Genomic DNA, 25,914 nt, shown 5'->3' on the forward strand with positions numbered 1-25,914 from the left:
GGCTGTATGCGCTTGATTGCCAGTGATCTGGACGGGACCATCATTGGCCGGGACGGGAAAATCAGCGCCCGCACAGTCCGGGCGTTCAAGGACGCGGCTTCTGCCGGCGTCGAAATTGTCTTTGTCACCGGCCGTCCGCCGCGCTGGCTGGATCCGCTGCGCGAGCAGATCGGCCACGAAGGCACCGTGATTTGTTCCAACGGCGCGGTGGTTTACGACCTGGTCCGCAGCGAGGTCATCTCGGCCAAGACGCTGCCGCACACCAACATCTTCCAGACCCGCGAGATCATTCTGCGGCTGCATCCGCGCGCGACCTTCGCCGCCGAAACCACCTTCGGCTTCCAGCTGGAGCCGGGCTTCGTGGAGCAGGGGTCCGTGGAGCTGCTGGACGGAATCGAGCCGATGCTGCTGGAGCAATCCCTGACGGAAGGGGACGCGGTGGTGAAGTTCCTGGCCCGCGGCCGGGACCTGGATCCGGATGCGTTCCTGGCCGAGGTGCAGGACGCGGTGTCCCACCTCGTAGCAGTCACCCATTCGGCGCCTACCGTTGCTCTGCTGGAGATGGCGCAGCCGGGCATCAACAAGGCCGTGACCCTGGCGAGCTACGCCTCTTCGCTGAACATCGACCCGCGGGACGTGGTTGCCTTCGGCGACATGCCCAATGACATCGAGATGCTCGAGTGGGCCGGCCACGGGTACGCCATGGCATCGGGCCACCCCGAGGCGATCGGCGCCGCGCGCTACCAGGCACCGGCTTTCGCCGACGACGGCGTGGCCCAGATTCTCGAAGCCCGGCTCGCCGAGCTGTAGGCGGAGCCGGAAGGTGAGCAGGGATTTCCCGTATCTGCACAATCCGTTCGGGGCCGCGGCCGGCGCCGAACCCTGGCCGGTAGCCTTCGCGCACCGCGGCTTCTCGCCGGCCGGGCATGAGAATTCGATGGCCGCCTTCCGTGCCGCCATCGAGCTGGGTTACGGGTATGTCGAAACCGACGTGCGTACCACCGCCGACGGCGAACTGATGGTTTTCCACGACGAAACCCTGGACCGCATCACGGATGGCTCGGGGCCGATCGCGGAGCACACCCTCGCCCAGCTGCGGCAGGTCCGGATCGGCGGCGTCGAGCCGATCCCCACCATGGAGGAACTCTTGCGGGAGTGGCCGGACCTGAAGATCAACGTGGACGTGAAGGACCGGGCCGGCGGCCCTCTGCTGGCCCGGCTGATCGAGCAGTACAAGGCCCACGACCGCATCCTCGTCACGTCCTTCTCGGACCGGCGGCGGCTCGGGGTCTTCCGCGGCCTGACTTTGCCCGCGGCCAGTTCCGGCGGCGTCGTAGCACTGAGCGCATTGGTGGGTTTGGGCCGGGTGGGGCTGACCAGGGCCGTAGGCCGCGCGGCGCGCATGCACGCGGTGCAGGTGCCGGTGGCCTACGGGCGGTTCCGCGTGGTCACCCCCGCCTTCGTGCAGCGCTGCCATGCGGCCGGGTTGCACGTGCATGTCTGGACCATCAATGAGCGTGATGAGATGAACCGGCTGCTGGATCTGGGCGTGGACGGAATCATGACGGACCGGGCCGAGGTACTGGCACAGGTGATGGACGAACGCGGTTTCTGGCCGCAGAGGGAGCAGGCATGAAGGTTTTGGTGGCACCGGATAAGTTCAAGGGCACGCTGTCCGCGGCGGAGGCAGCCCAGGCGATGGCGGAGGGCGTCCTGCGCGTCTACCCGGACGCCGAGGTGCGGACCCTGCCGGTGGCAGATGGCGGCGAGGGGACGTTGGAAGCAGCACTGGCCGCCGGCGCCGAGGAGCACACCAGCCGGGTACGCGGGCCGCTGGACCGCGAGGTGACCGCCTCCTGGGCCATGCTGGACCGCGGCGGCATCAAAACAGCAGTGATCGAGACCGCCCGGGCCTCCGGGCTGCTGCTCACCGAGCCCTCCGTGCAGACCGCGCTGGCGGCGCATTCCTACGGCAGCGGGCAGCTGATCGCCGCGGCCCTCGACGCGGGCGCCCAGGAAATTGTGCTCGGGATCGGCGGTTCCGCGATGACCGACGGCGGCTCCGGTGCCTTGTGCGCGCTGGGCCTGAAGATTTACGACGACGGCGGGGCGCAGGTTCCGCTCGGCGGCGCCGGCCTGGCCACGGCACACCGGATCGATGCCTCCGGCCTGGACGCGCGGCTGGCCTCGGTGACTGTGCGGATTGCGGCGGATGTGGACAACCCGTTGCACGGCCCGGAAGGCGCCGCGCATGTCTTCGGCCGGCAGAAGGGTGCGGACGCCACGGGCCGGCAGCTCCTGGATGAAGGACTGCAGCGGTGGGCAGAACTGCTGCGGACCGAGACCGGGGCCGAGATCAACGTTCCCGGAGCCGGTGCCGCGGGCGGTTTCCCGGCAGGCTTCCTCGGCCTGACCACGGCACGGCTGGAGCGCGGCTTCGACTTGGTGGCGGAACTGACCGGTCTCGATGCTGCCCTGGAGGGCGCGGACCTGGTGATCACCGGCGAGGGGTCCATGGACGAGCAGTCGGAATATGGCAAGGCGCCCATGGGTATCGCCGATCGTGCGCATCAGAGGGGAATTCCCGTCGTCGTTGTTGCCGGGAAAATCACCTTGACGTCGGAGCAGCTGGCCGCGCACGGTGTGGAGGCGGCGGTCAGCCTGCTGGACCTTGCCCGCACGCCGGAAGAAGCGTTCGCCCAGGCGGCCAAATACGTCACCTGGGGAACGCAGCAGGCCCTCGAGGGAGCGTAAGCGACAGGCCGTTAGTCCTCGGGGACGGGTTCCGGCGGGAGGAAACCGTCCTGGCCCGGATCGTCCTCACGCTCCGGATCCTGCCGTGCCTCATACTCGCCGTCCGGGCTCAGCCCCGGAACCCGCTGGCCGGCGTTGGTCAGTCCGGAGGTGAAGGTGTCGCCGTCGAACTCGGCAGCGGATTCCCGTTCGGGCACTGCAGCGTTGATGTCCTGACGGAGATGCTCGTCCTCGGGGAGGTTCTCTTCTGGTATTTGGGTCATGAATCCAGCCAACCACCGCCGCCGGAAGGGCACAATGGCTTTCGCGTTCCCCGCCTGTGCTGCGGGCCAAAAATTTACTGGCGGGTCAGTGCGTGGTGTCCGCAGCTTTGGCATGCTGGGGACATGGACCAACAGATCACCGTGCTGCCCGGGGGACCGGGGCTGGATGCTGATCTGCACCTGGCGCCCGGGGCCCGGGGGATAGTGGTTTTCGTCCACGGCAGCGGCAGCAGCCGCCGCAGCGCGCGCAATATCCTGGTGGCCAGGGAGCTGCAGCAGGCTGGACTGGGCACGCTCCTCTTCGACCTGCTGACCTCGCAGGAGGAGCGGCGTGATGCCGTCGACGCGTCCCTGCGCTTCGACATCGGGTTCCTGACGGACCGGCTGACCGCGGTCGTGGATGAGGTAGTAGCCCGTCCCCAACTGGCAGGCCTGCCCGTGGGGTTGTTCGGTGCCAGCACAGGCGCTGCAGCTGCGCTCGGCACGGCGGCGGCGCGCCCCGGCGTCGTGCTTTCGGTGGTGTCCCGGGGCGGACGGCCGGATCTGGCCGCTTCAGCGCTGTCCGGGGTGCGTGCCCCGACGCTGCTGCTGGTCGGCTCGCTCGATACGAAGGTCATTGCCTTCAACGAACAGGCAGCCGCGCAGTTGCCGGCGGAGCACCAGTTGTCCATCATCCCGGGCGCCACGCACCTCTTCTCCGAACCCGGGACGCTGGAGGAAGCCGCGCGCCAGGCCGCCGCCTGGTTCAGCCGGACCCTGCCGCCGGCCCCGGGCTAAGCCCTATGGAAAGCCCGGGGCTGTCGGCGGACGTGGTCTCAGCCTTCGTGCCGGAAGCCCAGTTTGATGGTGACCTGCCAGTCCGCAATGGCGCCGTCCTTCAAATGGCCGCGTGTTTCCTTGACCTCGAACCAGTCCAGATTGCGCAGCGTTTTGGACGCCTCCGCGACGGCATTGGCGACTGCTTTTTCCATGCTGTCCGGGGACGTGCCGACGATTTCGGTGACGTTGTAGACGTGGTTGGCCATGCTTCCTCCTTGAAGATGGCCCCAGGACCGGACCCTGAGGCGCGATGTCTGCAACGCTAGTCGCCTAGCCCGAATCGGTCTAGGGCTCCGGCCGCACGGTCAGCCGAGCTTGGACGGTTTTACCCCGGAATCTTCGGCCGAATCCAGCGGTTCCGTGCCCCGCCACCGGGCGATCGCGCGCATGCCGTGGAAGATCAGCAACGCGGCGCCCGTGCCCAGGGCGATGCCCTCGAAGGTCAGTGCGCCGACGCTCCAGGTGAAATTGGCGATGCCGACCACTAGCGAGACCCCGGCGACGGAGAGGTTGATGGGGTTGGCGAAGTTCACGCGGTTCTGCACCCAGATGCGCACGCCCAGAATGCCGATCATGCCGTAGAGCACGACGCCGGCCCCGCCCAGCACTCCCGGCGGCACGGTTGCGATGGCCGCGCCGAATTTGGGGAGCAGGCTCAGCAGCACAGCGATGATTCCGGCCACCCAATAGGCAGCAGTGGAGTAGACCTTCGAGGCAGCCATGACACCGATGTTTTCCGCGTAGGTGGTGGTTCCGGACCCGCCGCCGGAACCAGCCAGGACAGTGGCCAAACCGTCGGCCATCAGCGCACGTCCGGTGTAGGGGTCCAGATCATCTCCGGTCATCGCCGCTACAGACTTCACATGCCCGATGTTCTCGGCGACCAGCACCAGCACGACGGGGATGAAGAGCCCGACGACGGAAAGGTGGAACTCGGGTGCATGGAAGTCCGGCAGGCCGAACCAGGCGGCATCGTTAATCGAGGAGAAGTCCACCTCGCCGCGGAAGATCGCCGTGACATAGCCCGCCAGGACGCCGATCAGGATGGACAGCCGTCCCAGCAAGCCGCGGAAGAGGACGGTGGTCAGCAGGATGGCGACGACGGTGACCAGCCCGGTGATGACGCCCTGCTCAAAGTTCAGCTTCGCGGTGGGCGCCAGATTGAGGCCAATGAGCGCCACGATGGAACCGGTGACTACCGGCGGCATGACCACGTGGATCCAGTGCGTGCCGGCCTTATGCACGATCAGGCCGATGACGAACAGCACGGCGCCGGCCATGACGAGGCCGCCCAGCGCGCCGCCCATCCCGTGCTGGTTCATGGCGGCGGAGATCGGCGCGATGAAGGCGAAGCTTGAGCCGAGGTAGCTCGGAACGCGGCCGGCGGTGATGAGCAGGAACAGGATGGTGCCGACCCCGGAGAACAACAGGGTGGTCGACGGCGGAAAACCGGTCAGCAACGGAACCAGGAACGTCGCGCCGAACATCGCCACCACATGCTGGGCGCCGATGCCGATGGTCCGCGGCCAGCTCAAGCGTTCCTGCGGAGAAACTACTGACCTCGGGCCGATGTGCTTGCCATCGCCGTGCATCGTCCAGCCGAGGCCGAGTTTGGTGGAACCGAGCGTACCCATGGAGAGTCTCCTGCAGATAAGGGGATTTTCTGAGCAAACTTTACCGCCAGCCGCGATACCGGGCTTCCACGGCGCAGCTGCTCAAGCGGGTTTGCTGACGCCCGGCAGCAGTGTGGCGGAAATCGTGACACAGATCATGCCGGATGCCGGACGGTTCAGCGGCGAAAAGGCGTTGGCACCTTTGAATGCTGTATTCCTACGAAAATTCCTACGAAAGGTCCCCATGAGCGCCCAGAGCACTGCCGAACCAAACCTTCAGGACGAACTGGTCCTCGACGCCGCGGCCACCGACGCGCTGTTCCTTGAGGGACGCTCGGCCAACACCTTCACCGACGAGCCGGTCACCGACGCGCAGCTGCACGCCATCTACGGGCTGGCCAAAATGGGCCCGACGGCGATGAACATCCAGCCGCTGCGCATCACCTGGGTCCGCTCCGCCGAAGCGCGCGAGCGGCTGGTCAAGCACATGGCGGCGGGCAACCAGGCCAAGACCGCCGCGGCTCCGCTGGTGGCCGTGCTGAGCTTCGATACCGAATGGCACGAGCAGTTCCCCACGTTCTTCCCGCACGCGGCCGAGCGCAAGGCCATGTTCGACGGCAACGAAGAACTCCGCGCGGTGATGGGCAACAACAACGGCCACATGCAGGCCGCCTACTTCATCATGGCCGTCCGCGCTGTCGGCCTGGCCGCCGGCCCCATGGGCGGGTTCGACGCCGCCGGTATCGACGCCGAATTCCACGAGGGCCTGAACCGCAAGACCTTCATGGTGGTCAATGTCGGCAAGCCGGGCGAGGACGCATGGTTCCCGCGGCTGCCCCGCCTGGACTACGACTTCGCCACCGCCACGGTCTAAGCCCGAACGCCGGATCTCCAACGCACGCAGTCCCGGCTCCGGCACCGGACTACGAGATGACGCCGTCGACAATCGCCTTGGCTTCGGCCTGGACCTGCTTCAGGTGGTCTGCGCCCTTGAAGGACTCCGCGTAGATCTTGTAGACGTCCTCGGTACCGGACGGGCGAGCGGCAAACCAGGCGTTCTCGGTGGTGACCTTGAGCCCGCCGATCGGCGCCCCGTTGCCGGGCGCCTCGGTCAGCTTGGCGGTGATCGTCTCGCCCGCCAGTTCCGTGGCCGTGACGTCGGTGGCGGAGAGTTTGCCCAGTGCCGCCTTCTGCTCCCTGCTCGCGGCGGCGTCGATGCGGGCGTACGACGGCGACCCGAACTTCGCGGTCAGCTCACCATAGATTTCGGACGGCGACTTGCCCGTGACGGCCTTGATCTCCGAGGCCAGCAGCGCCAGCAGGATGCCGTCCTTGTCCGTAGACCAGGGCTGGCCGTTGAACCGGACAAAGGATGCGCCCGCGGACTCCTCGCCGCCGAAGACCCCCTCACCCGAGAGCAGGCCCGGGACAAACCACTTGAAGCCGACCGGGACCTCCACCAGCTTGCGCCCGAGGTCCGCCGCCACGCGGTCAATGATCGAGGAGGAGACCAGCGTCTTGCCCACGGAGGCTTCCGCTGGCCACTGCGGCCGGTGCGTGTAGAGGTACTGGATGGCCACGGCCAGGTAGTGGTTGGGGTTCATCAGTCCCGCATCCGGGGTGACAATCCCGTGCCGGTCCGCATCGGCGTCGTTGCCGGTGGCAATGTCAAAGGAGGCACCGCCGTCGCGCACCTTGGCGATCAGCGAGGCCATGGCGAACGGTGAGGAGCAGTCCATCCGGATCTTTTCATCCCAGTCCAACGTCATGAACGCCCACTGCGGGTCCACAGTCGGGTTGACCACGGTGAGGTCCAGGTTGTGCCGGTCCGCGATCGCGCCCCAGTAGTCCACGGAAGCGCCACCCATCGGGTCCGCTCCGATCCGCACGCCGGCCTCGCGGATGGCATCCAGGTCCAGCACCTGCGGCAGGTCTTCCACGTAGTTGCTCATGAAGTCGTAGCTGCCCACGGCGCCGGAGAGCTGCGCCTGGCCGATGGGGATCCGCTTCACGCCGCGCAGGCCGGATTCGAGCAGCTCGTTGGCCCGGTTCGCGATCCAGCCGGTGGCATCCGAATCTGCAGGTCCGCCATGCGGCGGGTTGTACTTGAAGCCGCCGTCCTGCGGGGGATTGTGGGACGGGGTAATGACAATGCCGTCGCCCTGCGCATCGGGATGCGCCGCGTTGTGCTTCAGGATGGCGTGGCTGACGGCCGGCGTCGGCGTCCAGCCGGTTCGTGCGTCCACCCAGACGGTCACGCCGTTGCCGGCGAGGACCTCGAGGGCGGTGTTCTGCGCCGGATCGGAGAGCGCGTGCGTGTCCTTGCCGACAAACAGCGGCCCGCTGATCCCCTGGCCGGCGCGGTACTCCACGATGGCCTGCGTGATGGCGGCAATGTGCTCCTCGTTGAAGGAGCCCTTGAGGCTGGTGCCGCGGTGCCCCGAGGTGCCGAACGCGACGCGCTGGACCGGATCGCGCGGATCGGGCTTGATATCGAAGTACGCGTCGAGGAGCGCGGTGAGGTCAACAAGGTCGCTGGGTTGGGCCACGGTGCCCGCACGGTTTGCCATTGCACCAGCATGCCAAACATCGGGCCAGCCTAGTGACTTGGGTTACCGGAAATTCATCAGATTACGACGGCGGCGGCTCACCTCCGCGTTATCCACAACAAAGTTCTAAACTAGTAGCGGCGGGCGGCCCGCAGGTAGGCTGTACTGAGCTAAGCGGATCAAGGGGAGCAGGACCATGTCAGGTACGGACCACGGGCAACAGCCACCGTTCAACGACCCCAAGCACCCCAGCTGGTACACGGAGCCGGGTGCCGGAGGCGGCAGTCCGGTCCCGCCATCGTCGCCCGAGGTCGCCCCGAATCCCTACGCGTTCCAGCCCGGCCCGGGTGCCCAGCCTGCACCGCAGTACAACCCGTACGGCGGGCCCGGCTACAACCAGCAGATGTACTACCAGCCGCAGCCTCAGCCCAAGGGCTTGAGCATCGGCGCACTGGTCTGCGGGATTGTAGGCGTGGTGACCTTTGGTTTCCTTTTCCTGCCCCAGATTGCCGCCATCGTGCTGGGCCACATCGGCCTGTCCAAAGAGCCGGCCGGACGGGGACTGGCCATCGGCGGCCTGGTGATGGGCTATCTGGTAGCCGGGCTCTGGGCCATTCTGCTGTTCTTCGGGTTCATCGGCGCGGCCAGCAGCGGTTTCTGACGCGTCCCGCTCCGGCCTCCCGGGCGGTCCGCCCCTAACTGCTACTTCCTGCTACCGGCGTTGCTACTTGGGTTCGGCCAGCACTCCGGCCAGGTTGTCCAACGCTCCCGGCACAAGCGAGAAGTAGGCCCAGACGCCGCGCTTCTCCCGGCGGAGGATGCCCGCATCGACCAGGACCTTCAGGTGGTGGGACACCGTGGGCTGGCCAAGGTCCAGCGGCTCGATCAGGTCGCAGACGCAGGCTTCCGCCCCTTCGCTGGCCGAGATGATCGAGATCAGGCGCAGCCGGTTTGGATCAGCCACTGCCTTGAACTGTGCCGCCAGCGCGGCGGCGCGCTCGGTACTCATGACCGGCGCTCCGGCCGGGGTGCAGCAGGCAGCCTCGGGCTCGATTGGGCCGCTTGCCGGAGCAGCCGGCAGTTCAGTAGTGGACGTCATGCCAACCATTATGCACAGAGATTGACACTCGTCGATATTTCCGGCCATACTCGGAACCGATAAACATCGATTCCCTTCGATGTCTGCGCACCGGCAAGCCCGGCGCCGCAGCCAGCCGCATTCATGCCGAGGAGCTACGTGAGCACCCCTGTCGCAACACCCGAAACCCGTCAGGTCAGCGCCCGGCTCTCCACGCTGGATCGCTTCCTCCCCGTCTGGATCATCGCCGCCATGGCGGCAGGCCTGTTGCTGGGCCGTTTCATCCCCGGGCTGGCCGGCGCGCTGGATGCGGTCCAGGTAGCGGATGTCTCGCTGCCTATCGCCGTCGGGCTGCTGGTGATGATGTACCCTGTGCTGGCCAAAGTCCGCTACGACGAAACCCACCGCGTGATGGCGGACAAAAAGCTCATGGTCAGCTCGCTGGTGATCAACTGGCTCGCCGCCCCGGCCTTCATGTTCGTCCTGGCCTGGATCTTCCTGCCCGACCTGCCCGAATACCGCACCGGCCTGATCATCGTGGGGCTCGCCCGCTGCATCGCCATGGTCATGATCTGGAACGACCTGGCCTGCGGCGACCGCGAAGCCGCGGCGGTGCTGGTGGCGATCAACTCCGTCTTCCAGGTCATCGCGTTCGGCGCGCTGGGCTGGTTCTACCTGCAGCTGCTGCCCTCCTGGTTGGGACTGCCCACCACCAGCGCCGAATTCTCCTTCTGGGCCATCACCGCCAGTGTCCTGGTCTTCCTCGGGATCCCGCTGCTGGCCGGCTTCCTAACCCGTACCGTCGGTGAAAAGGCCAAGGGCCGCGACTGGTACGAGAATAAGTTCCTGCCCAAGCTCGGCCCCTGGGCACTCTACGGCCTGCTGTTCACGATCGTGCTGCTGTTCGCCCTGCAGGGCGACGAAATCACCTCCAACCCGCTGGACGTCGCCCGGATCGCGCTGCCGCTGCTGGTCTACTTCTCCGTGGTCTTCGGAGCCGGCATGGTGATCGGCAAACTCCTGAACATGGGCTACGCACGAACCACCACGCTGGCGTTCACCGCAGCCGGGAACAACTTCGAACTGGCCATTGCCGTGGCGATCGGCACCTACGGCGTCACCTCCGGGCAGGCGCTGGCCGGCGTCGTCGGTCCGCTGATCGAGGTTCCGGTCCTGGTGGCCCTGGTCTACGTAGCGCTTTGGGCACAGAAGAAATACTGGCCAGCAGCCACCCCCGCACTTTCCGCGCCTATCGAAGGACAGACGAAGTAATGACCACAGACGCAGAATCCACTGCTAAGAAGCCGTCCGTCCTCTTCGTCTGCGTCCACAATGCGGGACGTTCGCAGATGGCCGCTGCCTACCTGACGCATCTGGCCAAGGGCGCCATCGACGTCCGTTCCGCCGGATCCCAGCCCGCGGACCAGGTGAACCCTGCCGCCGTCGAGGCGATGCGCGAAGAGGGCATCGACATCTCGGCCGAACTTCCCAAGGTTCTCACCACCGCGGCCGTCAAGGACTCCGACGTCGTTGTCACCATGGGCTGCGGCGACGAGTGCCCCTACTTCCCTGGCAAGCGCTACGAAGACTGGGTGCTGGAGGATCCGGCCGGCAAGGGCGTGGACTCCGTCCGCCCGATCCGGGACGAGATCAAGGGCCGCATTGAAATGCTGATCTCCGAGTTGCTGCCCGCAGCTCATCCCGACGCGAGCTAGAGGAGGAAGCCATGCCTGACAAGGCCGTTCCCACCGCTGTAGCGGAACTTCCCGTAGTCGTCATCGGGGCTGGGCCGGTGGGCCTGGCTGCCGCGGCCCACTTGCTGGAGCGCGGACTGAGGCCGGTCATCTTCGAAGCAGGAACCGTGCCCGGTGCGGCTATCCAAGCCTGGCGCCATATCCGGCTCTTCTCGCCGTGGCGGTTCAATATCGACGCCGCCTCCCGCCGGCTGCTCGAGGCCACCGGCTGGGAGGAACCGCGGCCGACCTCGCTGCCTTACGGTGCGGATCTCATCGAGCGGTACCTCGAGCCGCTGGCAGCTGTCCCGGCCATCCGGGATGCCCTGCACACCTCCTCCCGGGTGATCGCCGTCAGCCGGGCAGGCCTGGATAAAACCCATTCCCGCCGCAGGGACGAGACGCCGTTCCTGGTCAGGGTGCAGGACGCTTCCGGCACGGTGGCCGACCACCTCGCCCGCGCGGTGATCGATGCCTCCGGCGCCTGGGACCGGCCCAACCCGCTCGGCCAGGCCGGACTGCCCGCACCCGGCGAAGCGGAGGCCATCGCCACCGGACACATTACCGAGCCGCTGCCCGATGTTACCGGCGGAGACCGTGCGCGGTTCGCCGGAAAACACATCCTCGTGGTGGGGGCCGGTCATTCGGCTGCCAACACTCTGCTCAACCTCGGCCAGCTGGCCAGGAACGAACCCGGCACTAGAATCAGCTGGGCAGTGCGCGGTGCCGACGTAACCCGGCTCTATGGCGGCGGCGACCTGGACGGGCTCCCCGCCCGCGGCCAGCTCGGCACCAGGCTGCGCAAACTGGTGGAAGACGGCCACATCGAGCTGCACGCCTCGTTCACCATCACGGGCTTCAAGACCGCGGACACCCTCGCCGTTTTCGGGACCACGCCCGACGGCGACGCGCAGCTGGACGTGGACGTGCTGATCCCGGCCACGGGCTTCCGGCCCGACCTGGACATGCTGCGCGAACTCCGGCTCGAGCTCGATCCCGCCGTGGAGGCGCCCCGCCAGCTGGGCCCGCTGATCGATCCGGAGTTCCACAGCTGCGGTACGGTGCCGCCGCATGGCGCCAAACTGCTGGCCCACCCCGAGAAGGACTTTTACCTCGCCGGAATGAAATCCTACGGCCGGGCGCCGACCTTCCTGCTGGCCACCGGCTACGAACAGGTCCGCTCCGTCGCAGGCGCCATCGCCGGGGACCGGGAAGCTGCTGACAAGCTGCACCTGGAGCTGCCCGAAACCGGCGTCTGCACCACGGACCTGGCGGGGAGCTGCGACGCACCCGCGGCCGTTACCACCTCTGGCGCGGAAGAAGAAGCCTGCTGCGCGGCTCCCGAACCGGCCTTCCTCGGCATCCCCACCGGCCTGGTCCACGGACGCTCCGTAACGCCAGGGGGGTGAGCGTAGCGGCCACCCGAAGAGCTTGAACGGACGACGGCGCCGCTCGAGGTGAGTTGGAAAACCCACCTCGAGCGGCGCCGTCGTTAGTTGGTTGCAGTTGCAGAACCGGCGCGAGGCCGGCGAATCAGGTTGGGGTCAGCGTACGCCGCCCATGATTTTCTTCAGGGACGGTGCTGCGATGGCCAGGGCAACGCCCAGGATGATCGCGGTGACGCCGATGAAGCCGAAGTACGGGGCCTCGTTCGCCGGGTCGTAGTAGCCGGCGAGGATGCCGGCCAGCGTGGTGCCCAGCGAGATGGAGAGCAGGAACAGCGCCACCATCTGCGTCTGGAACGCCTTCGGCGCCAGCTTGGTGGAGACGGAGCTGCCGGTGGGGGAGAGGAACAGCTCCGCCATGGTGAACAGGAACAGGATGCCCACCATCGCCAGCAGCGGGGTGCTGTTGGTGCCGCCGCCGGCCAGCGGGATGAAGGCCAGGAAAGCCAGTCCCATCACGGCCAGTCCGATCGCGAACTTCAGCGGGGAGCCGGGCTGCTTGGGGCCGAGCTTGGTCCAGACGGTGGCGAAGATGCCGGCGAAAATGATGATGAACACCGGGTTGATGGACTGCACCCAGGTGGCAGGCATTTCCCAGCCGAAGAGGCTGCGGTCCAGCTGCTTGTCCGCGTACAGCGCCACCACGGTGAACTGCTGCTGGAACAGTGCCCAGAACGCCGCGGAGCCGATAAACAACGGGATGAAGGCGTAGACGCGGCCGCGCTCCAGCGGTGTGACCTTCTTGCTGGAAAGAATCACCGCGAAGTAGGCTACGGCGGCAAGAATCGCCAGCCAGGCCATGATCGGGGCGAGGTTCTCGGCGGTGACCAGGCCCAGTGCCACGGCCAGCACCACGACCACCAGTCCGGCGATGCCGATTCCGGCGACCTTGCCGAAGTGGGTGCGCGGCAGCGGGTTGGCCACGTAGTGGGATTCCTCGGGCAGGTTCTTGCGGGTCAGCGCGTACTGCGTCAGGCCGATGGCCATACCGATGGCGGCCAGGCCGAAACCGTAGTGGAAGCCGAGCTGGACGTGGGCGAGGCCGGTCAGCAGCGGGCCCAGCAGCCCGCCGATGTTCACGCCCATGTAGAAGATGGAGAAGCCCGCATCGCGGCGCTCGTCCTTCTCCCCGTAGAGGGAGCCGACCAGCGAGGTGGCGGTGGCTTTCAGCCCGCCGGAACCGACGGCCACCAGGATCAGGCCGACGGCGAGACCAACGGTGCCCGGGATCAGGGCCAGCGCGATATGGCCGAACATGATCATGATGCCGGAGTAGAAGAGGACCTTTTCGGAACCGAGGAGGCGGTCCGAGACCCAGGCGCCGAGGATGCTGGAGAGGTAGACACCGCCGCCGTAGGCGCCCACCAGCCCGGTGGCGATGCCTTCGTCGATGCCCAGGCCGCCCTCGGCGACCGAGAAGTACATGTAGTAGAGGAGGATGCCCTGCATGCCGTAGAAGGAGAAACGCTCCCACAGTTCTACGGAAAAGAGGTTGGCGAGCATTCGGGGGTGCCCGAAAAATGTCTTACCGCCGGTAGCTTGTGGCCGAGTAGCCGATTGTGAGGTTTGGCTCATTTACGCCATTTTGCCACCGCGCTTTATGCATTGTCATATTCTTGGTTGCCTGCTGCAACCGATGATATTGCGAAAGCCCGGGATCCGGTCGGGGTTCTGCCTGGGTATCCGCCCCGGTCAGCGCACGTTTTCGAGCTGCGCGGCGACCGCCAGCAGCTCGGCTTCCGAACCGGGTTTTCCCACCAGCTGGATGCCCATGGAATGCCCGCGCGAGGTGGTCAGCACGGGCACGGAGATGGCCGGCAGCCCGCACACGTTGATCATGGAGGTGTAGGGCGAGTACTGGCACTGGCGCATGTAGTCCACCTCCGCGCTGGTGGCGGTGTACCAGCCGACCGGGCGCGGCGTCATGGCCAGCGCCGGCGTGAGCACCAGGTCGTAGGCCCCGAACTGCGCCACGGTGTCCTCCTGGAACCGCGCCAGGATCCCCAGCGCAGCTGCCAGCTCGGCCGGGGATTTTTTCAAAGCACGACGGCGGAAGGCCCGGGTGAGCGGCATCAGTTGCGGTTCGCGGCTGGCCGGCATCCGCAGTTGGGCCAGCGAAGAGGTCCACACCGTGGTGAAGGCGTCCGGATAGCGGTTGTCATAACGGAAGTCTGCGTCCATCACGTCGTGGCCAAGGCCGCCGAGCAGCCGGATGCCCAGGTCGAAGGCGGCCCGGGCATCGGGTTCGAGCCAGAGCGGGTAGCTGGCGGCGAACGGCGAGAGCGTGCTGGCACCGATCCGGAACCTGCCCTCCGCCCGCAGCGCGGCACCGAGGAAATCGGGCTTCGTCCCGAAGGCGGCGCGGGCGAGCGGCTCGTCCACCATCGCGTCCATCAGCAGGCCGGCGTCCGCCGCGGTCCGGGCCAGCGGCCCTGCCACCACCAGCCGCCCGGCGTCCTCCCCCGAGGAACCGGCCGGCACCCGGGCCCGTCCCGGCTTGAGCCCGACCAGTCCGGTGGCCGCGGCCGGGATCCGGATGGAGCCGCCGCCGTCGGAACCCGGTGCGAACGGCAGCATGCCTGCCGCAACGGCCGCCGCGCTGCCGCCCGAGGAGCCGCCCGGACTGGTGGCAGGATCCAGCGGGTTGCGGGCCGGCTGGGCAACCCGGTTTTCGCTGTAGGAGGTCAGCCCGAATTCGGGGACTTGGGTCTTGCCCAGGCTGATGGCACCGGCGGCCTGCAGGACGTCCACCAGCGTGTGGTTGGCCGGCGCCGGCACGTGGTCAACGGCTGAACTACCGTGGGTGGTGTGCACACCGGCCACGTCGGTCAGGTCTTTAAAGGCCAGCGGCAGCCCGTGCAGCCGGGGGAGCTGGTGGCCGTGGGCCTGACGCTCGTCTGCCTCGTGCGCGGCGGCGAGGGCTTGCTCCGCAGTGACCGTGATGAAGGCGCCCAGCTGGGGGTTCACCGCCTCGATCCGGGTCAGGTAGTGCTCGGTGAGCTCTCTTGAGCCGACCTCCCCGCGGCGGATGGCGTCCCGCTGCTGCAGTGCCGAGAGTTCGTGCAGCTCGCTCATAAAATTCAGAAGCCCTTCGGTAGCCCGAACCACCATGCTACGACGGCGGACACCCGATCAGACGTCCCGGTTGGCGCTTTCGGGATGCCGGCGGAACACCAGGGCCACGGCCCGCAGCGAAAGGACAAAGCCGGCAAAGAGCAGCGTGTAGCCGAAGAACGCGTGCATCCTGACGTTCTCGGTGAGCATCGGGCCGGTGTCGCTGGCAATGAGCACAATCGCGCCCAGTGTCGCCGCGCTGGCCAGCAGCGCCACCACCACCTGCTGCACCAGGGTGTCCAGGAAATGCCGGTCGCGGTTGTCGGCCAGCATCCGCACATTCATCGAGAAGCGGCCCTGTTCCAGGTCTTCGGTCAGCTTGTTGATGCGGCGCGGCATGCGGTCCAGCAGCGGCAGCAGCTGCAGCATCCGGCTTTCCAGCTGGTCCTTGAGGTTGCCCGGTTTGAACTGCCGGCCCATGATGCGCTTGCCTTCGGTGCGGGCGGCGGCAACGACGTCGAAATCCGGGCTGATCTGCCCCAGCGTGCCTTCCAGCGCGGCCAGGGCTCGGAAGGCCGCGGCAATCTGCGGCGGCACGGCGAAACCGTGCTGCACCAGGAGGTTGAGCAGCACCGAGAACATGCTGCGGCTGCCATGCGCGCCGAATCCGGTGCGGTAGCGGGTCAGCAGCTGGCCGACGCCGCGCTCCAGCGCGCGTTCATCGAGTTCGTCCGGGCGGTCCAGCAGCTCGATGAGGGCGTCCGTGGCCGAAACGCCGTCGTCCTTTTCCACCGCATACAGCAGCGTCCCCAGCGACTGGCGGGTGGCAGGATCCAGCCGCCCAACGGAACCGAAATCCAGCAGGCCGATGCCGCCGTCGTCGCGCAGGAAGATGTTGCCAGGGTGCAGGTCCGCGTGGAACACCCCGGTGTCCACAATCTGGCTCAGCGTGGCCTTGACCAGCTTCTCGGCGACCCCATGCCGTTGCCCCGGCTGCATTGCAGCCAGCAGCTTATGGGCGTGCGAGATGGGCAGGCCGTCCAGTTTGTCCATGACCAGCAGGCGGCTGCCGGAAAACTCCTCGTAGGCATGCGGGACCAGGACGTCCGCGATCCCGGACTCGGCCAGGGCGGCCGCCACGCTGCGCATGTTCTCCAGCTCCACGCGGTAGTTCAGCTCCTCCCGCAGCGAGTCCGCGAATCCCTGCGCGAGGTTGTTGATGCCCAGCGAGCGGGCCCAGGGCGCGGTGCGGTCCAGCCAGCGGGCCATCCGCAGCACAATGTCCATGTCCCGGCGGACCTGCCGCAACGCGGAGGGCCGCTGCACCTTCAGGACTACTACCTGCCCGGAGAGCAGCGTGCCCTCGTGGACCTGGGCAACGGACGCCGAAGCGAGCGGTTCCGGATTGACCCAGGAGAAGACTTCGTCCAGGTCCCGGCCGAGGTATTTGCCGATGGCAGGCCGGATCGCCGACCACGGTTCGGGCTCGGCGTGGGTCTGCAGTTTGGAGAGTTCCCGGATGTAGGGCTCGGACAGGACGTCGCGGCGGGTCGAGAGCATTTGGCCCAGCTTCACGAACGTTACGCCCGCTTCGTTCAGGGCCAGCCGCAGGTGCAGCGCCGTTTCTTCCTCATCCGCGCTCCGGGCGTTGCGGGTGAGCCCGCGAAGCTGCGAACCGAGCCCGTGCTTGAAGGCAATCCGCACCACGTCGGTGTAGCGCTTGGCGCGCTGCCGCCGGGCGCGCCAGCCGGAGAAGAAGCTGGTGAGCTTCGGCAGCGAACCGGTGGGAAAGGCGACCTCCAGCCCCACCAGCACGGCGACGCCGATCGCGAAGACCCACGCCACGGCGAGCACCAAAAACATCAGTACGACGGCGGCAGGAACGTTCAGATCGGTGCCGCCTACGCCGCCCAGGTCCGCCGCGTCGTAGAGGTACCTGGACATGGCGGAGAAGGACAGGATCATGAACACGCCCACCACCATGGAGCGCGGCCAGCCCACGGGCACCCCGAGCACACGGCGCGCAATAGTGGCAGCCAGCCACGCCAGCAAGAGCAGCGTCAGGGCGGCGGCAATGAGCGCGACGGCGGCTCCGAACCCGGACACAAAACCATCGCGTAGCAGCTGCAAATCCATATATCCCCCGTCAGTTCCGCGGCCGGCGATTCCCGCCTCTCATCCGGCAGGCAGCCGGAACCGCGGTGTGTGCATCAGCCCAGGTAGCGCGGCTCGATCGGTTCCTCTACCGCCACGGCTTCCGGGCCGTCCCCGGCCTTGGCCGTAACCCGGTACGCCAGCTTGCCCTTGACCTCGGTGACTGCCTCCGCCAGCTGGGTGCCGTGATAAACCAGCCCCACGCCGTCGTCGGTGCAGTGGGTCTCGCCAAGGGTGCCGTTGCTGACCAGCTGGTGGACCAGGGGCCGGCGTTCAGCTTCGGAGTCGTAGTGGACGCCGTTGTCATAGGGCAACAGCGCCAGGCCGTTGGTGACGGCACGCAGCTCCGGGCCGAACGAATCCGTGGTGCCGCCGCGGAACCAGCAGATGGAGCCGGCGGACACACCCGCCAGCACCACGCCCGCCTCCCAGACCTGCCGGAAGATCGCGTCCAGGCCGTGCACTCGCCACACGGCCAGGAGGTTGGCCACCGACCCGCCGTTAACCCACACCACATCCTGGCCCAGCAGGTGCTCCTCGATGTTGCCGACGTTGGGCATGCTGAACAGGTTCAGATGGGACAGCTCAAAGCCGGCGACCCGGGCGGCCTCGTCCAGCTCGGCGGCGTACCAGCGCTGGTCTCCGCCGGCTGTTCCCAGATGGGTGATTTTCGGTGCCCGTCCGCTGGCGCCGGAGAGCGCGACGGCGTGGTGGACCAGGTGGTTGAACTCCAGCCGGGTGCGGGATCCGGCTTTGTAGCCACCGGAAGTGGCCAGAATGGTGGGCTGTTCAGCGGCCATCAGTACCTCTGTCTGGAAGTCTTGTTAAGGTGCACAGCGTGATCCCACTATAGGCTGGAGAGGACGGCAAGCAGTCCGTCTTACGACTGATTTCTGCGGAGGATTCCCCGATGAGCGACTTCGAGAACGTTGATGTGGACAGCATCGGCGCCGACGCCAAAGTGCTGGACGTGCGAGAAGATTACGAGTGGGAAGCGGGCCATATCGACGGCGCGCTGCACATCCCGCTGGACCAGCTGCCCGAACGGCTCGACGAACTGGATCCGGACGAGGACCTGCACGTGATCTGCCGGACGGGTGGGCGCTCCTACCGCGCCACGGCCTGGCTGGTCGGCAACGGCTACTCGGCCGTTAATGTCGACGGCGGCATGGGTGCCTGGCTTGAGGCCGGCAAGCCGATGGTTTCCGATAACGGACAGGAGCCGACGGTCAAGTAATGGGCGGCACCTATACGTTCCTAGGTCCCGAGGGCACTTTCACCGAAGCCGCCCTGCTGCAGGTCCCGGGCGCCGCCGCGGCACAGCGCGTACCGGCGGCCAATGTCAGCGGCGCCCTCGAACTGATCCGCAACGGCACAGCAGATGCCGCGATGGTGCCGATCGAAAACTCCGTAGAGGGCGGCGTCAGCGCAACGCTGGATGCCATTGCCACCGGGGAACCACTGCAGATCCTGCGCGAAGAGCTGGTTCCCATCCGCTTCGTTTTGGTGGCCCGTCCGGGTCTGGCGCTTGCCGATATCAAGGCTGTTTCCACCCATACCCATGCCTGGGCCCAGTGCCGCAGGTGGAGCGAAGCAAATATTCCTGTGGCAGCATATCTCCCGGGATCCTCTACCGCCGCTGCTGCTGTGGGGCTGCTCGACGACAACTGCCCGTACGACGCGGCCATCTGTTCGCCGTTGGTGGCAGAACAGCGGGGCCTCCACGTGCTGGCCGAGGATATCGGCGACATTTCCGATGCCGTCACGCGCTTCATCCTGGTCAGCCGGCCCAACGGGCTGCCTGAGCCTACCGGGTCCGATAAGACCACGCTGGTGGTTCCGCTGCCCGAGGACCGCCCGGGAGCCCTGATGGAAATTCTGGAACAGTTCGGCACCCGGGGAGTGAACCTGAGCCGCATCGAGTCACGGCCTACCGGCCAGTTCCTGGGCGACTACTTCTTCAGCTTCGACGTTGACGGGCACCTCGCCGAGCAGCGCGTGGCCGACGCCGTCCGCGGCCTGCATCGGATCAGTCCGGATACCCGCTTCCTGGGCTCCTATCCCCGTGCCGACGGCCGAGCTCATAAAGTGCCCGGGCACAATCAGGACAAAGCATTCCGCGAGGCGCATGAATGGGTCCAGCGCCTGCTGCAGCCTGCCTGAGAAGCCGTCGAGCTTTCGCTGGCACGACTTGCTAAGTAAGCTGATCGAAGTTGGAGCCGAGCAATACTGAACGGAAGGTGCCTACGATGACCGAAAGCAACGAGGAACTGCACAGTGAGACCGGCGCCGACGGCGGCCAGTATGACGAGCAGCTGCAGCAGACCAATAGCGAGTTTCGTTCCGGCGATGCCGGTGACCTCGGCAATGACCTGCGCTTGGCTGAAGAGCAGGAAATGATCAAGCACCAGGCCAAGGGCGAATTTCCGAATCCGGAAGACGAGAGCGAAAACCTCGAGGACGTGCCGCCGCTGGACGCAGAGCGCGAAGCCCTTGATGTTCCGGGCGACGATCTGCACAACACGGACGAGGCGGACTCCAGCGACGATCCGTACAACCTCGGCGGCCAGGACACGTAGGACTAGTCCGGCCCGGTGGAACGGCGCCGCAGCTTAGGCCAGGTCCGTCCGGCGGTTCTGGCCTGCTGCGGCGCCGACAGCCGCCAGGGTCTGTGGATCCACCCGCACGCTGAGCGCGGAGGGCCGGACCTGGACGGTCAGTGACGTCACGTCGCCCGAGAGGTCCCCGTCCAGCTGCGTGCCCATCGGTTCATGGGCCGTCACCGTGACCTTGCGCCCTCGGTAATAATCGATGACCGGGATGCGGGCGTTGTGCCGCAACAGTGTCTTGGCGGCAATCCGGATCCAGCCCAACGCGTTACGTGGACTCATCACCACGATGTCCAGTTCGCCGTCGTCCACCGTGGCGGACGGGATGAAATCGATGCCTGCCGGCAGTTTGCCGCAGTTGGCAAACAGGATGCTGCGGATGCTGCGGGTCTGGGCTGGACCGTCGTCGATACAGATGGTCACTTTTTTGCGTTTGCCCGGCAGGTTCCGCACGCCCGCCTCGGAGTAGGCCAGCCAGCCGTACCTGCGTTTGAGATCGTCCTTGGTGTCCGCGAGAACCTGGGCGTCGAGCCCGATGCCGGCGATCACCAGGAAACTCTCCGTGATGCTGCTGCCGGTCACCGAATTCTTCAGCGTGATGGTCGCGGTGTCGATCCGGCGGTCCGCACCGTGCAGGGCCGTGAGGATGTTCGCGTCCAGTTGTCCGGGGTTGATGCCGAGGTTGCGGGCCAGCAGGTTTCCGGTGCCCAGCGGCACCAGGCCGAAGGGTATGTTCGTGCCAGCCAGCTCGCCGGTGACCACGCGGACCGTTCCGTCGCCGCCGCCGGCCAGGACAACGTCGGCGCCGGCTTGCAGCGCCCGTCTTGTCTGCGTGTGCCCCGGATCGTCCCGGGTCGTCTCGAAGACCATCGGCTCGGGCCACCCGGCCGCGGTGCAGGCCAGCCGGATCTTCTCCCGGGCTAAGTCGGCGTCGTTCTTCACGGGGTTGAGGATCACGGCCACCCGCTGCGCCCTGGCATCAAGGACTTCCACCGGCACGCCGGGCACCGCGGCTGCCCGCCGGGCCGGAAGATGGCGCACACTGAGCCAGCTCACGATAAAAACCACCGCGGCGATAACAACAACGAGGCCAACCATCCACTGAGTCTCCATGATGCTCTTAGAATAGCCGCACCACCGGGGCGCGAAATCGAGGTGGCAGCCGGTTGTTCGGTACCCTTAGCAGGTGATCGATGTAAATGAACTCCGCGCCAATCCTGAGATTTTCCGAGCCTCGCAGCGTGCCCGGGGAGCCGATGATTCCCTGGTTGATGCAGTCATTTCCGCAGACTCCGCCCGCCGCGAAGCCATTACCCGCTACGAATCGCTGCGCGCCGAGCAGAACGCTTTCGGCAAGAAGGTCGCCCAGGCCAAGGGTCAGGAAAAGCAAACCCTGCTGGCTGAGGTGAAGGAACTTGCCGCGTCGGTCAAGGCGGCCCAGGCCGAATCGGACGCTGCCCAAACGGAGCAGGAGTCGCTGCTGCGGCGCATCCCGAACCTCATCGAGGATGGCGTGCCCGCCGGCGGCGAGGACGATTTCGAGGTCATCAAGACCGTCGGCAAGCCCCGCGATTTCGGTCCGGACGGGTTCGAGCCCCGGGACCACCTGGAGATCGGCGAGCTGCTGGGCGCCATCGACATGGAGCGCGGCGCGAAAGTTTCCGGCGCGCGGTTCTACTTCCTCAAGGGCGTCGGCGCCCGGCTGGAGCTGGCGCTGCTGAACATGGCCATGGACCAGGCCATCGCGGCCGGCTTTACCCCGATGATCACCCCCACGCTGGTCCGCCCGGAGACCATGCAGGGCACCGGGTTCGATGTGGCGCACGACGAAGAAATCTACCGTCTGGCCGAAGACGACCTGTACCTGGTGGGCACCTCCGAGGTGCCGCTGGCGGGCTACCACGGGGACGAAATCCTGGATCTGGCCGGCGGTCCGCTGCGCTATGCGGGCTGGTCCTCTTGCTACCGCCGTGAAGCGGGCTCGCACGGCAAGGATACGCGCGGGATCATCCGGGTCCACCAGTTCAACAAGGTGGAAATGTTCATCTACACCACGGTCGAGAACGCCGCCGAAGAGCATGCCCGGCTGCTGGCCTGGGAAGAGGAGATGCTCGCCAAGGTGGAACTTCCCTACCGGGTGATCGATACTGCCGCCGGCGACCTCGGCATGAGCGCCGCGCGCAAATTCGATTGCGAAGCCTGGGTGCCGACGCAGAATGCCTACCGCGAGCTGACCTCCACCTCCAACTGCACGACCTTCCAGGCCCGACGCCTGAATGTGCGCGAACGCATCACTGGCGAGGAAAAGAAGGGCACCCGTGCCGTGGCCACCCTGAACGGCACCCTCGCCACCACGCGCTGGATCGTAGCCATCCTTGAACACCACCAGAATGCAGACGGATCGGTGACCGTGCCCGCGGCACTGCGCCCGTACCTGGGCGGCCTTGAGGTCCTGCCCGTACTCAGCTAGTTCGGCCGGTATTCATCAACCGTTAATTCCCAATGTGAGCGCCGCCCTACCGTTTCGGGGCTTGCCTCTGATTCACTGGAACAATGACAACTACAGCTGATAATGCGATTGCTGGCATCGAAGACCAGCAAAAGAACACAGGCCGGAATTCACTGGAGACGGACAGCCAGGTGCGGAAAATGGTCTGCCTGGATGTGGACGGCACACTGGTGAACCATGACGGCCACATGAGCGATGCCGTCCGCGAGGCTGCGCAGGCAGTGGTCGATTCCGGCCATGAAGTGGTGGTCTCGACCGGTCGCTCGCTGAACGCCACGCTGCCGATTATCGAACTCATCGGCCTAACCAAAGGGTACGCAGTCTGCTCCAACGGCGGTGTGACCCTGCGGATCGATACCGGCTTGGAGAATGGCTACGAGGTCATCGACCGCGTCACCTTCGAACCCGGTCCGGCACTGCGTGCCCTGCGCACGAAGCTGCCCACTGCCAAGTTCGCCCTTGAGGACGATGAGGGCAAATTCCTCTCGACCGAGCGCTTCCAGGACGCCAGTTTCGGGGTGGAGGCTGTCGGCGTGGACTTCGAAACCATGCTGGAAGCCTCGGCCGTGCGCGTGGTGGTGTTCAGTACCGAGAACACGCCGGAAGAGTTCAAGGAAGCCATCGACAATGCGGGTCTGCACGGTGTGGCCTACTCGGTGGGCTGGACCGCCTGGCTGGATATTGCGGCGAACGGCGTTACCAAGGCCAGCGCGCTGGAGACCCTGCGCCGCAAGCTCAAGGTGGACCCGGCACGGACCGTGGCCATGGGGGACGGCCGCAACGATATCGAAATGCTCGACTGGGCCGCCCGCGGTGTTGCCATGGGGCAGGCGCCGGAGGAAGTCATCGCCGTCGCCCACGAAGTGACCGGAACCGTAGACGAAGACGGCGCGGCCCCCATCCTGCGCAGCCTGCTCGCCTAGTTCTTTTCGGCCGAAACCGCCCAGGTCGTGGTATCAGATTTGAGAAGACTCCGCGCGCCTGAAGGCGCGGGCAGAGTCCGAAGGTGTTTCGATGCAGGAAGTGGCACTTACTGCACTCCGGCAATATTTGGACGGCGCAACCAGGGCAAAACTGATCGACGAAGCGTTGCAGGATGCGTTGGGCCGCTATGCCACTACATTACGGCGCCTGGGCGAGTGACCATTTATTTGACTCTGGAGGAAGCCCTAGTCATCGCCCGCGGAGCCGTGGGAGGTGAAGTTCAAGTCCGCGACTACGGGCTGCTGGAATCTGCCCTGGCGCGACCACGGACGCAATTGTTTGGCGAAGAGACCTACACCACCTTGGGACTGAAGGCGGCGCCGCTATTACAGTCATTGGTGGGGAATTACCCTCTGCTCGATGGAAACAAGCGATTGGGTTTCGCTTGCACCGCCGTCTTTTTGCACATCAATGGCCATCCGCTCAAGCTGAACGAAGACGAGGCGTATGACCTGACCATGGACGTGGCAGCAGGGCGGGCCGGAGATTTAGCGGAAATCAGCGAAAGGCTGCTTCGCAGCTAGGCAGCGCTGATGCCGAAGAGGCCGATGATCAGCGCCATGATCAAATAGGTGACCAGCTCGTGGGCGCAGTTCAGGACCGTCAGCCCGGCGGGCCGGCCCTCAAAGGCATCGTGGGTGATGAACCGTGCGGCGGTGAAACCGGCCCACAGGATCACCGCGGTGAGCACGGTATTCCAGAGGAAGCTGCCGCCGTAAAACTCCTGCGCGATGGCCGCCGCGCCCGCGAGCACCCAGGCGCTGATGAAGCTGACCACCAGCGTGATCAGGATCGGTTTGACCGCGTCCTTGGCGTCGCCGCTGGGGCTGACCTTGGCCACGCGCATCCAATAGTTGCCGAACACCTTGGGCGTGTACCAGATGGACCCGACCACCATGGTGGACAGCGTTGCCACCAGCACCGCCCAGAAATTGATCTCCGGAATCATCGTCAGCTCCTATTGCTTGTCGGTGTACTCCTTTCTCGGAGTCTAGGCCCCAGCCGCAGGTCAGCGGTATGGAAGGCTCGCCGCGGGCAGCGATCTGGGTCCGTAAACCAGGTCGAGCAGGCGCGCCGCGGCCGGACGGCAGGCCCATTCCTCCACCCAGTGCGAGCGGACCACGGCCTTGCTGACCGCCTGCGTGGTGATGCCGAGTTCCTCGGCGATGAATTTCTGCTGTCCCCGGGCGCCGGGGGTCATCAGGTCCAGCACCTTCCACTCGGCGTCGGTGCGGGTAGAGACGATCTGGCCGATCAGCCGCAGCACGGCCTCGGCCTCGGCGGCGATGTCGGCGTCCGGCCCGGAGACCGCCAGCGGCACCCTTTCGCCGGTCTTTTGGGCCCGCTCCACCGCGCGCCGCGCATAGACCAGCCCGAATCCCTGGGCCTCGTTAACGTCCTCGGGCAGCGGTACCAACAGTTCGCCCACGCCGATCCCGACATGCCAACGCCGGCTCCGCAGGGCGATCATGGCGGCGTCGATGGCAGTCTTCGGGTCTTCCAGCACGCCGATCGCTTCGTCCCCGACCGACCGCCGGAAGGCGATGGCGGTAGGCAGGTGCCGCAGCGATTTGATCAGCTCCGGAACCAGGTCGCCTACCTCGCGGGAGTCGCGCTGATTGATGGTGAGCACGTACATGCCCTAAGTATTGCGGACAAATAGGCCGAATCAACTGATTTCGGTTGGCAAAAAGGGCGGCCCGGTCTGAAAACAGCCCGGACCGCCCTCGAAGCAGCGTCAGATCTAGCGGCCCTGTGCTTCCGAACCGCTGGTGGTGCCTTCCTCGACGTCGCGGCCCTGGGGCTCGTCCGGTGCGGACTCCTCGCCCAGCGCGGCAAAGCGCTTGATCGAGGCTTCCAGCTCGGCCTCTGCGGCTGCACGGTCGGACCAGCCCTCGGCCTTGACCCACTTGCCCGGTTCAAGATCCTTGTAGCGGGTGAAGAAGTGCTCGATCTCCTTGACCAGGAACTCCGGGACGTCGGAGAGTTCCTGGATGTGGTCGAAGCGCTTGTCGGAGGGCACGCACAGCACCTTGGCGTCCCCGCCGCCGTCGTCGGTCATGTTGAACACGGCGATCGGGCGGGACTCGACCAGCACGCCCGGCAGCAGATCGAAATCCTGCAGCATGACCAGCGCGTCCAGCGGATCGCCGTCTTCACCCAGGGTGTCCTCGAAGTAGCCGTAGTGCGTGGGGTACTGCATGGAGGTGAAAAGGACGCGGTCCAGGCGGAGGCGGTGCGTCTCGTGGTCGATCTCGTACTTGACGCGCGATCCCTTGGGGATCTCGATGGTCACATCGTGCTGCATGGAAGTCTCCTTGGTGTTTGGTCTCACTGGCGCGGTGGACAG

At 66.3% G+C, this 25,914-nt stretch carries 29 protein-coding genes; 16 read left to right on the forward strand and 13 right to left on the reverse strand.

The window, feature by feature from the left end:
* Positions 1-6 precede the first annotated feature (6 nt).
* From HGO92_RS04065 to HGO92_RS04075, 3 genes are read left to right on the forward strand one after another with little or no spacing between them, the layout of a single operon-like run.
* Positions 7-810, forward strand: coding sequence for an HAD family hydrolase (locus tag HGO92_RS04065; RefSeq protein ID WP_169992199.1), 804 nt, complete (start codon positions 7-9; stop codon positions 808-810).
* Between the two features lie 13 nt (positions 811-823).
* Positions 824-1,636 (forward strand): glycerophosphodiester phosphodiesterase family protein, encoded by an 813-nt coding sequence (locus HGO92_RS04070; RefSeq protein ID WP_169992201.1) that lies wholly within the window; start codon positions 824-826, stop codon positions 1,634-1,636.
* Entirely contained in the window at positions 1,633-2,754 is a 1,122-nt protein-coding gene (locus HGO92_RS04075) for a glycerate kinase (protein WP_169992203.1), read from the forward strand. The genes HGO92_RS04070 and HGO92_RS04075 overlap by 4 nt, the downstream gene beginning before the upstream one ends.
* Before the next feature lie 11 nt (positions 2,755-2,765).
* On the opposite strand, the gene HGO92_RS04080 is transcribed toward HGO92_RS04075, so the two are convergent.
* Complete coding sequence (locus tag HGO92_RS04080) at positions 2,766-3,017, reverse strand: hypothetical protein (RefSeq protein WP_169992205.1); 252 nt, start codon at positions 3,015-3,017, stop codon at positions 2,766-2,768.
* Between the two features lie 123 nt (positions 3,018-3,140).
* Between HGO92_RS04080 and HGO92_RS04085 the strand changes: the two genes are divergently transcribed.
* Positions 3,141-3,794, forward strand: a complete 654-nt coding sequence (locus HGO92_RS04085) for a dienelactone hydrolase family protein (RefSeq protein ID WP_169992207.1) — start codon at positions 3,141-3,143, stop codon at positions 3,792-3,794.
* 38 nt (positions 3,795-3,832) lie between these two features.
* On the opposite strand, the gene HGO92_RS04090 is transcribed toward HGO92_RS04085, so the two are convergent.
* Positions 3,833-4,042, reverse strand: coding sequence for a dodecin (locus tag HGO92_RS04090; protein ID WP_074700241.1), 210 nt, complete (start codon positions 4,040-4,042; stop codon positions 3,833-3,835).
* A 99-nt stretch (positions 4,043-4,141) separates the two neighbouring features.
* Positions 4,142-5,470 (reverse strand): uracil-xanthine permease family protein, encoded by a 1,329-nt coding sequence (locus HGO92_RS04095; protein WP_169992209.1) that lies wholly within the window; start codon positions 5,468-5,470, stop codon positions 4,142-4,144.
* 223 nt (positions 5,471-5,693) lie between these two features.
* Between HGO92_RS04095 and HGO92_RS04100 the strand changes: the two genes are divergently transcribed.
* On the forward strand, positions 5,694-6,323 hold the full coding sequence (locus HGO92_RS04100; RefSeq protein WP_169992211.1) for a malonic semialdehyde reductase: 630 nt from the start codon (positions 5,694-5,696) through the stop codon (positions 6,321-6,323).
* A 49-nt stretch (positions 6,324-6,372) separates the two neighbouring features.
* On the opposite strand, the gene pgm is transcribed toward HGO92_RS04100, so the two are convergent.
* The gene (pgm, locus tag HGO92_RS04105) at positions 6,373-8,019 is read right to left on the reverse strand and encodes a phosphoglucomutase (alpha-D-glucose-1,6-bisphosphate-dependent) (RefSeq protein ID WP_169992213.1); all 1,647 of its coding nucleotides are present in this window, start codon (positions 8,017-8,019) and stop codon (positions 6,373-6,375) included.
* Between the two features lie 175 nt (positions 8,020-8,194).
* Here pgm and HGO92_RS04110 point away from each other — a divergent pair, with 175 nt between their 5' ends.
* Positions 8,195-8,659, forward strand: coding sequence for a DUF4190 domain-containing protein (locus tag HGO92_RS04110; protein ID WP_169992215.1), 465 nt, complete (start codon positions 8,195-8,197; stop codon positions 8,657-8,659).
* Positions 8,660-8,722: 63 nt separating this feature from the next.
* Here HGO92_RS04110 and HGO92_RS04115 read toward each other — a convergent pair whose 3' ends face one another.
* Positions 8,723-9,097: an ArsR/SmtB family transcription factor gene (locus HGO92_RS04115; protein WP_205834179.1), complete on the reverse strand. Its 375-nt coding sequence runs from the start codon at positions 9,095-9,097 to the stop codon at positions 8,723-8,725.
* Positions 9,098-9,220: 123 nt separating this feature from the next.
* On the opposite strand from HGO92_RS04115, the gene arsB reads away from it, so the two are divergent.
* Genes arsB through HGO92_RS04130 form a run of 3 tightly spaced genes read left to right on the forward strand, consistent with a single transcriptional unit; the run spans position 9,221 to position 12,218 of the window.
* Positions 9,221-10,348, forward strand: a complete 1,128-nt coding sequence (arsB, locus tag HGO92_RS04120) for an ACR3 family arsenite efflux transporter (protein WP_169992217.1) — start codon at positions 9,221-9,223, stop codon at positions 10,346-10,348.
* Positions 10,348-10,791 (forward strand): arsenate reductase ArsC, encoded by a 444-nt coding sequence (locus HGO92_RS04125; protein WP_169992218.1) that lies wholly within the window; start codon positions 10,348-10,350, stop codon positions 10,789-10,791. The genes arsB and HGO92_RS04125 overlap by 1 nt, the downstream gene beginning before the upstream one ends.
* An 11-nt stretch (positions 10,792-10,802) precedes the next feature.
* Entirely contained in the window at positions 10,803-12,218 is a 1,416-nt protein-coding gene (locus HGO92_RS04130; RefSeq protein ID WP_169992220.1) for an FAD-dependent oxidoreductase, read from the forward strand.
* 135 nt (positions 12,219-12,353) lie between these two features.
* On the opposite strand, the gene HGO92_RS04135 is transcribed toward HGO92_RS04130, so the two are convergent.
* The 4 genes from HGO92_RS04135 to HGO92_RS04150 form a co-directional block, all read right to left on the reverse strand.
* Positions 12,354-13,829, reverse strand: a complete 1,476-nt coding sequence (locus HGO92_RS04135; protein WP_169992222.1) for a peptide MFS transporter — start codon at positions 13,827-13,829, stop codon at positions 12,354-12,356.
* Between the two features lie 117 nt (positions 13,830-13,946).
* Positions 13,947-15,329, reverse strand: a complete 1,383-nt coding sequence (locus HGO92_RS04140; RefSeq protein ID WP_169992224.1) for an amidase — start codon at positions 15,327-15,329, stop codon at positions 13,947-13,949.
* Between the two features lie 57 nt (positions 15,330-15,386).
* Positions 15,387-17,444 carry an ABC1 kinase family protein gene (locus HGO92_RS04145; RefSeq protein ID WP_169992226.1) on the reverse strand — a complete coding sequence of 686 codons (2,058 nt, stop codon included), beginning with the start codon at positions 17,442-17,444 and terminating at the stop codon, positions 15,387-15,389.
* Positions 17,445-17,518: 74 nt separating this feature from the next.
* Positions 17,519-18,262 (reverse strand): Type 1 glutamine amidotransferase-like domain-containing protein, encoded by a 744-nt coding sequence (locus tag HGO92_RS04150; protein ID WP_169992228.1) that lies wholly within the window; start codon positions 18,260-18,262, stop codon positions 17,519-17,521.
* A gap of 110 nt (positions 18,263-18,372) precedes the next feature.
* On the opposite strand from HGO92_RS04150, the gene HGO92_RS04155 reads away from it, so the two are divergent.
* The 3 genes from HGO92_RS04155 (at position 18,373) to HGO92_RS04165 (ending at position 20,041) form a co-directional block, all read left to right on the forward strand.
* A complete protein-coding gene (locus HGO92_RS04155) occupies positions 18,373-18,699 on the forward strand; it encodes a rhodanese-like domain-containing protein (RefSeq protein ID WP_169992230.1) in 327 nt (108 codons plus the stop codon).
* Entirely contained in the window at positions 18,699-19,625 is a 927-nt protein-coding gene (gene pheA, locus HGO92_RS04160) for a prephenate dehydratase (RefSeq protein ID WP_169992232.1), read from the forward strand. The genes HGO92_RS04155 and pheA overlap by 1 nt, the downstream gene beginning before the upstream one ends.
* An 86-nt stretch (positions 19,626-19,711) precedes the next feature.
* The gene (locus tag HGO92_RS04165; RefSeq protein ID WP_169992234.1) at positions 19,712-20,041 is read left to right on the forward strand and encodes a hypothetical protein; all 330 of its coding nucleotides are present in this window, start codon (positions 19,712-19,714) and stop codon (positions 20,039-20,041) included.
* A 33-nt stretch (positions 20,042-20,074) separates the two neighbouring features.
* Here the strand turns inward: HGO92_RS04165 and HGO92_RS04170 are convergent, their stop codons facing one another.
* On the reverse strand, positions 20,075-21,184 hold the full coding sequence (locus HGO92_RS04170; protein WP_169992236.1) for a diacylglycerol/lipid kinase family protein: 1,110 nt from the start codon (positions 21,182-21,184) through the stop codon (positions 20,075-20,077).
* A 73-nt stretch (positions 21,185-21,257) separates the two neighbouring features.
* Between HGO92_RS04170 and serS the strand changes: the two genes are divergently transcribed.
* From serS to HGO92_RS04185, 4 genes are all read left to right on the forward strand, one after another.
* Positions 21,258-22,541, forward strand: a complete 1,284-nt coding sequence (gene serS / locus HGO92_RS04175; RefSeq protein WP_169992238.1) for a serine--tRNA ligase — start codon at positions 21,258-21,260, stop codon at positions 22,539-22,541.
* 83 nt (positions 22,542-22,624) lie between these two features.
* Positions 22,625-23,503 (forward strand): HAD family hydrolase, encoded by an 879-nt coding sequence (locus HGO92_RS04180; RefSeq protein ID WP_169992240.1) that lies wholly within the window; start codon positions 22,625-22,627, stop codon positions 23,501-23,503.
* Positions 23,504-23,594: 91 nt separating this feature from the next.
* Entirely contained in the window at positions 23,595-23,723 is a 129-nt protein-coding gene (locus HGO92_RS24190; protein ID WP_277351860.1) for a hypothetical protein, read from the forward strand.
* Positions 23,720-24,088: a type II toxin-antitoxin system death-on-curing family toxin gene (locus HGO92_RS04185; RefSeq protein ID WP_169992242.1), complete on the forward strand. Its 369-nt coding sequence runs from the start codon at positions 23,720-23,722 to the stop codon at positions 24,086-24,088. Before HGO92_RS24190 ends, HGO92_RS04185 begins: the two co-directional genes overlap by 4 nt.
* Here HGO92_RS04185 and HGO92_RS04190 read toward each other — a convergent pair.
* From HGO92_RS04190 to HGO92_RS04200, 3 genes are all read right to left on the reverse strand, one after another.
* The gene (locus tag HGO92_RS04190) at positions 24,085-24,513 is read right to left on the reverse strand and encodes a DUF1761 domain-containing protein (RefSeq protein ID WP_169992244.1); all 429 of its coding nucleotides are present in this window, start codon (positions 24,511-24,513) and stop codon (positions 24,085-24,087) included. The genes HGO92_RS04185 and HGO92_RS04190 overlap by 4 nt on opposite strands.
* 60 nt (positions 24,514-24,573) lie before the next feature.
* A complete protein-coding gene (locus HGO92_RS04195) occupies positions 24,574-25,203 on the reverse strand; it encodes a hypothetical protein (protein WP_169992246.1) in 630 nt (209 codons plus the stop codon).
* Positions 25,204-25,308: 105 nt separating this feature from the next.
* Positions 25,309-25,872: an inorganic diphosphatase gene (locus tag HGO92_RS04200; protein ID WP_074700220.1), complete on the reverse strand. Its 564-nt coding sequence runs from the start codon at positions 25,870-25,872 to the stop codon at positions 25,309-25,311.
* Positions 25,873-25,914: the final 42 nt, after the last annotated feature.

Source organism: Crystallibacter degradans (genome assembly GCF_012952295.1).
Classification (GTDB): domain Bacteria; phylum Actinomycetota; class Actinomycetes; order Actinomycetales; family Micrococcaceae; genus Crystallibacter; species Crystallibacter degradans.

What these genes read in the sequence shown, in the direction of transcription:
- HGO92_RS04065 (WP_169992199.1), top strand. Translation starts at nt 7, where the DNA reads ATGCGCTTGATTGCCAGTGATCTGGACGGGACCATCATTGGCCGGGAC.
- HGO92_RS04075 (WP_169992203.1), top strand. Translation starts at nt 1,633, where the DNA reads ATGAAGGTTTTGGTGGCACCGGATAAGTTCAAGGGCACGCTGTCCGCG.
- HGO92_RS04080 (WP_169992205.1), bottom strand. Translation starts at nt 3,017, where the DNA reads ATGACCCAAATACCAGAAGAGAACCTCCCCGAGGACGAGCATCTCCGT.
- HGO92_RS04085 (WP_169992207.1), top strand. Translation starts at nt 3,141, where the DNA reads ATGGACCAACAGATCACCGTGCTGCCCGGGGGACCGGGGCTGGATGCT.
- HGO92_RS04090 (WP_074700241.1), bottom strand. Translation starts at nt 4,042, where the DNA reads ATGGCCAACCACGTCTACAACGTCACCGAAATCGTCGGCACGTCCCCG.
- HGO92_RS04095 (WP_169992209.1), bottom strand. Translation starts at nt 5,470, where the DNA reads ATGGGTACGCTCGGTTCCACCAAACTCGGCCTCGGCTGGACGATGCAC.
- HGO92_RS04100 (WP_169992211.1), top strand. Translation starts at nt 5,694, where the DNA reads ATGAGCGCCCAGAGCACTGCCGAACCAAACCTTCAGGACGAACTGGTC.
- pgm (WP_169992213.1), bottom strand. Translation starts at nt 8,019, where the DNA reads ATGGCAAACCGTGCGGGCACCGTGGCCCAACCCAGCGACCTTGTTGAC.
- HGO92_RS04110 (WP_169992215.1), top strand. Translation starts at nt 8,195, where the DNA reads ATGTCAGGTACGGACCACGGGCAACAGCCACCGTTCAACGACCCCAAG.
- HGO92_RS04115 (WP_205834179.1), bottom strand. Translation starts at nt 9,097, where the DNA reads ATGACGTCCACTACTGAACTGCCGGCTGCTCCGGCAAGCGGCCCAATC.
- arsB (WP_169992217.1), top strand. Translation starts at nt 9,221, where the DNA reads ATGCCGAGGAGCTACGTGAGCACCCCTGTCGCAACACCCGAAACCCGT.
- HGO92_RS04125 (WP_169992218.1), top strand. Translation starts at nt 10,348, where the DNA reads ATGACCACAGACGCAGAATCCACTGCTAAGAAGCCGTCCGTCCTCTTC.
- HGO92_RS04130 (WP_169992220.1), top strand. Translation starts at nt 10,803, where the DNA reads ATGCCTGACAAGGCCGTTCCCACCGCTGTAGCGGAACTTCCCGTAGTC.
- HGO92_RS04135 (WP_169992222.1), bottom strand. Translation starts at nt 13,829, where the DNA reads ATGAGCCAAACCTCACAATCGGCTACTCGGCCACAAGCTACCGGCGGT.
- HGO92_RS04140 (WP_169992224.1), bottom strand. Translation starts at nt 15,329, where the DNA reads ATGAGCGAGCTGCACGAACTCTCGGCACTGCAGCAGCGGGACGCCATC.
- HGO92_RS04145 (WP_169992226.1), bottom strand. Translation starts at nt 17,444, where the DNA reads ATGGATTTGCAGCTGCTACGCGATGGTTTTGTGTCCGGGTTCGGAGCC.
- HGO92_RS04150 (WP_169992228.1), bottom strand. Translation starts at nt 18,262, where the DNA reads ATGGCCGCTGAACAGCCCACCATTCTGGCCACTTCCGGTGGCTACAAA.
- HGO92_RS04155 (WP_169992230.1), top strand. Translation starts at nt 18,373, where the DNA reads ATGAGCGACTTCGAGAACGTTGATGTGGACAGCATCGGCGCCGACGCC.
- pheA (WP_169992232.1), top strand. Translation starts at nt 18,699, where the DNA reads ATGGGCGGCACCTATACGTTCCTAGGTCCCGAGGGCACTTTCACCGAA.
- HGO92_RS04165 (WP_169992234.1), top strand. Translation starts at nt 19,712, where the DNA reads ATGACCGAAAGCAACGAGGAACTGCACAGTGAGACCGGCGCCGACGGC.
- HGO92_RS04170 (WP_169992236.1), bottom strand. Translation starts at nt 21,184, where the DNA reads ATGGAGACTCAGTGGATGGTTGGCCTCGTTGTTGTTATCGCCGCGGTG.
- HGO92_RS04180 (WP_169992240.1), top strand. Translation starts at nt 22,625, where the DNA reads ATGACAACTACAGCTGATAATGCGATTGCTGGCATCGAAGACCAGCAA.
- HGO92_RS24190 (WP_277351860.1), top strand. Translation starts at nt 23,595, where the DNA reads ATGCAGGAAGTGGCACTTACTGCACTCCGGCAATATTTGGACGGCGCA.
- HGO92_RS04190 (WP_169992244.1), bottom strand. Translation starts at nt 24,513, where the DNA reads ATGATTCCGGAGATCAATTTCTGGGCGGTGCTGGTGGCAACGCTGTCC.
- HGO92_RS04195 (WP_169992246.1), bottom strand. Translation starts at nt 25,203, where the DNA reads ATGTACGTGCTCACCATCAATCAGCGCGACTCCCGCGAGGTAGGCGAC.
- HGO92_RS04200 (WP_074700220.1), bottom strand. Translation starts at nt 25,872, where the DNA reads ATGCAGCACGATGTGACCATCGAGATCCCCAAGGGATCGCGCGTCAAG.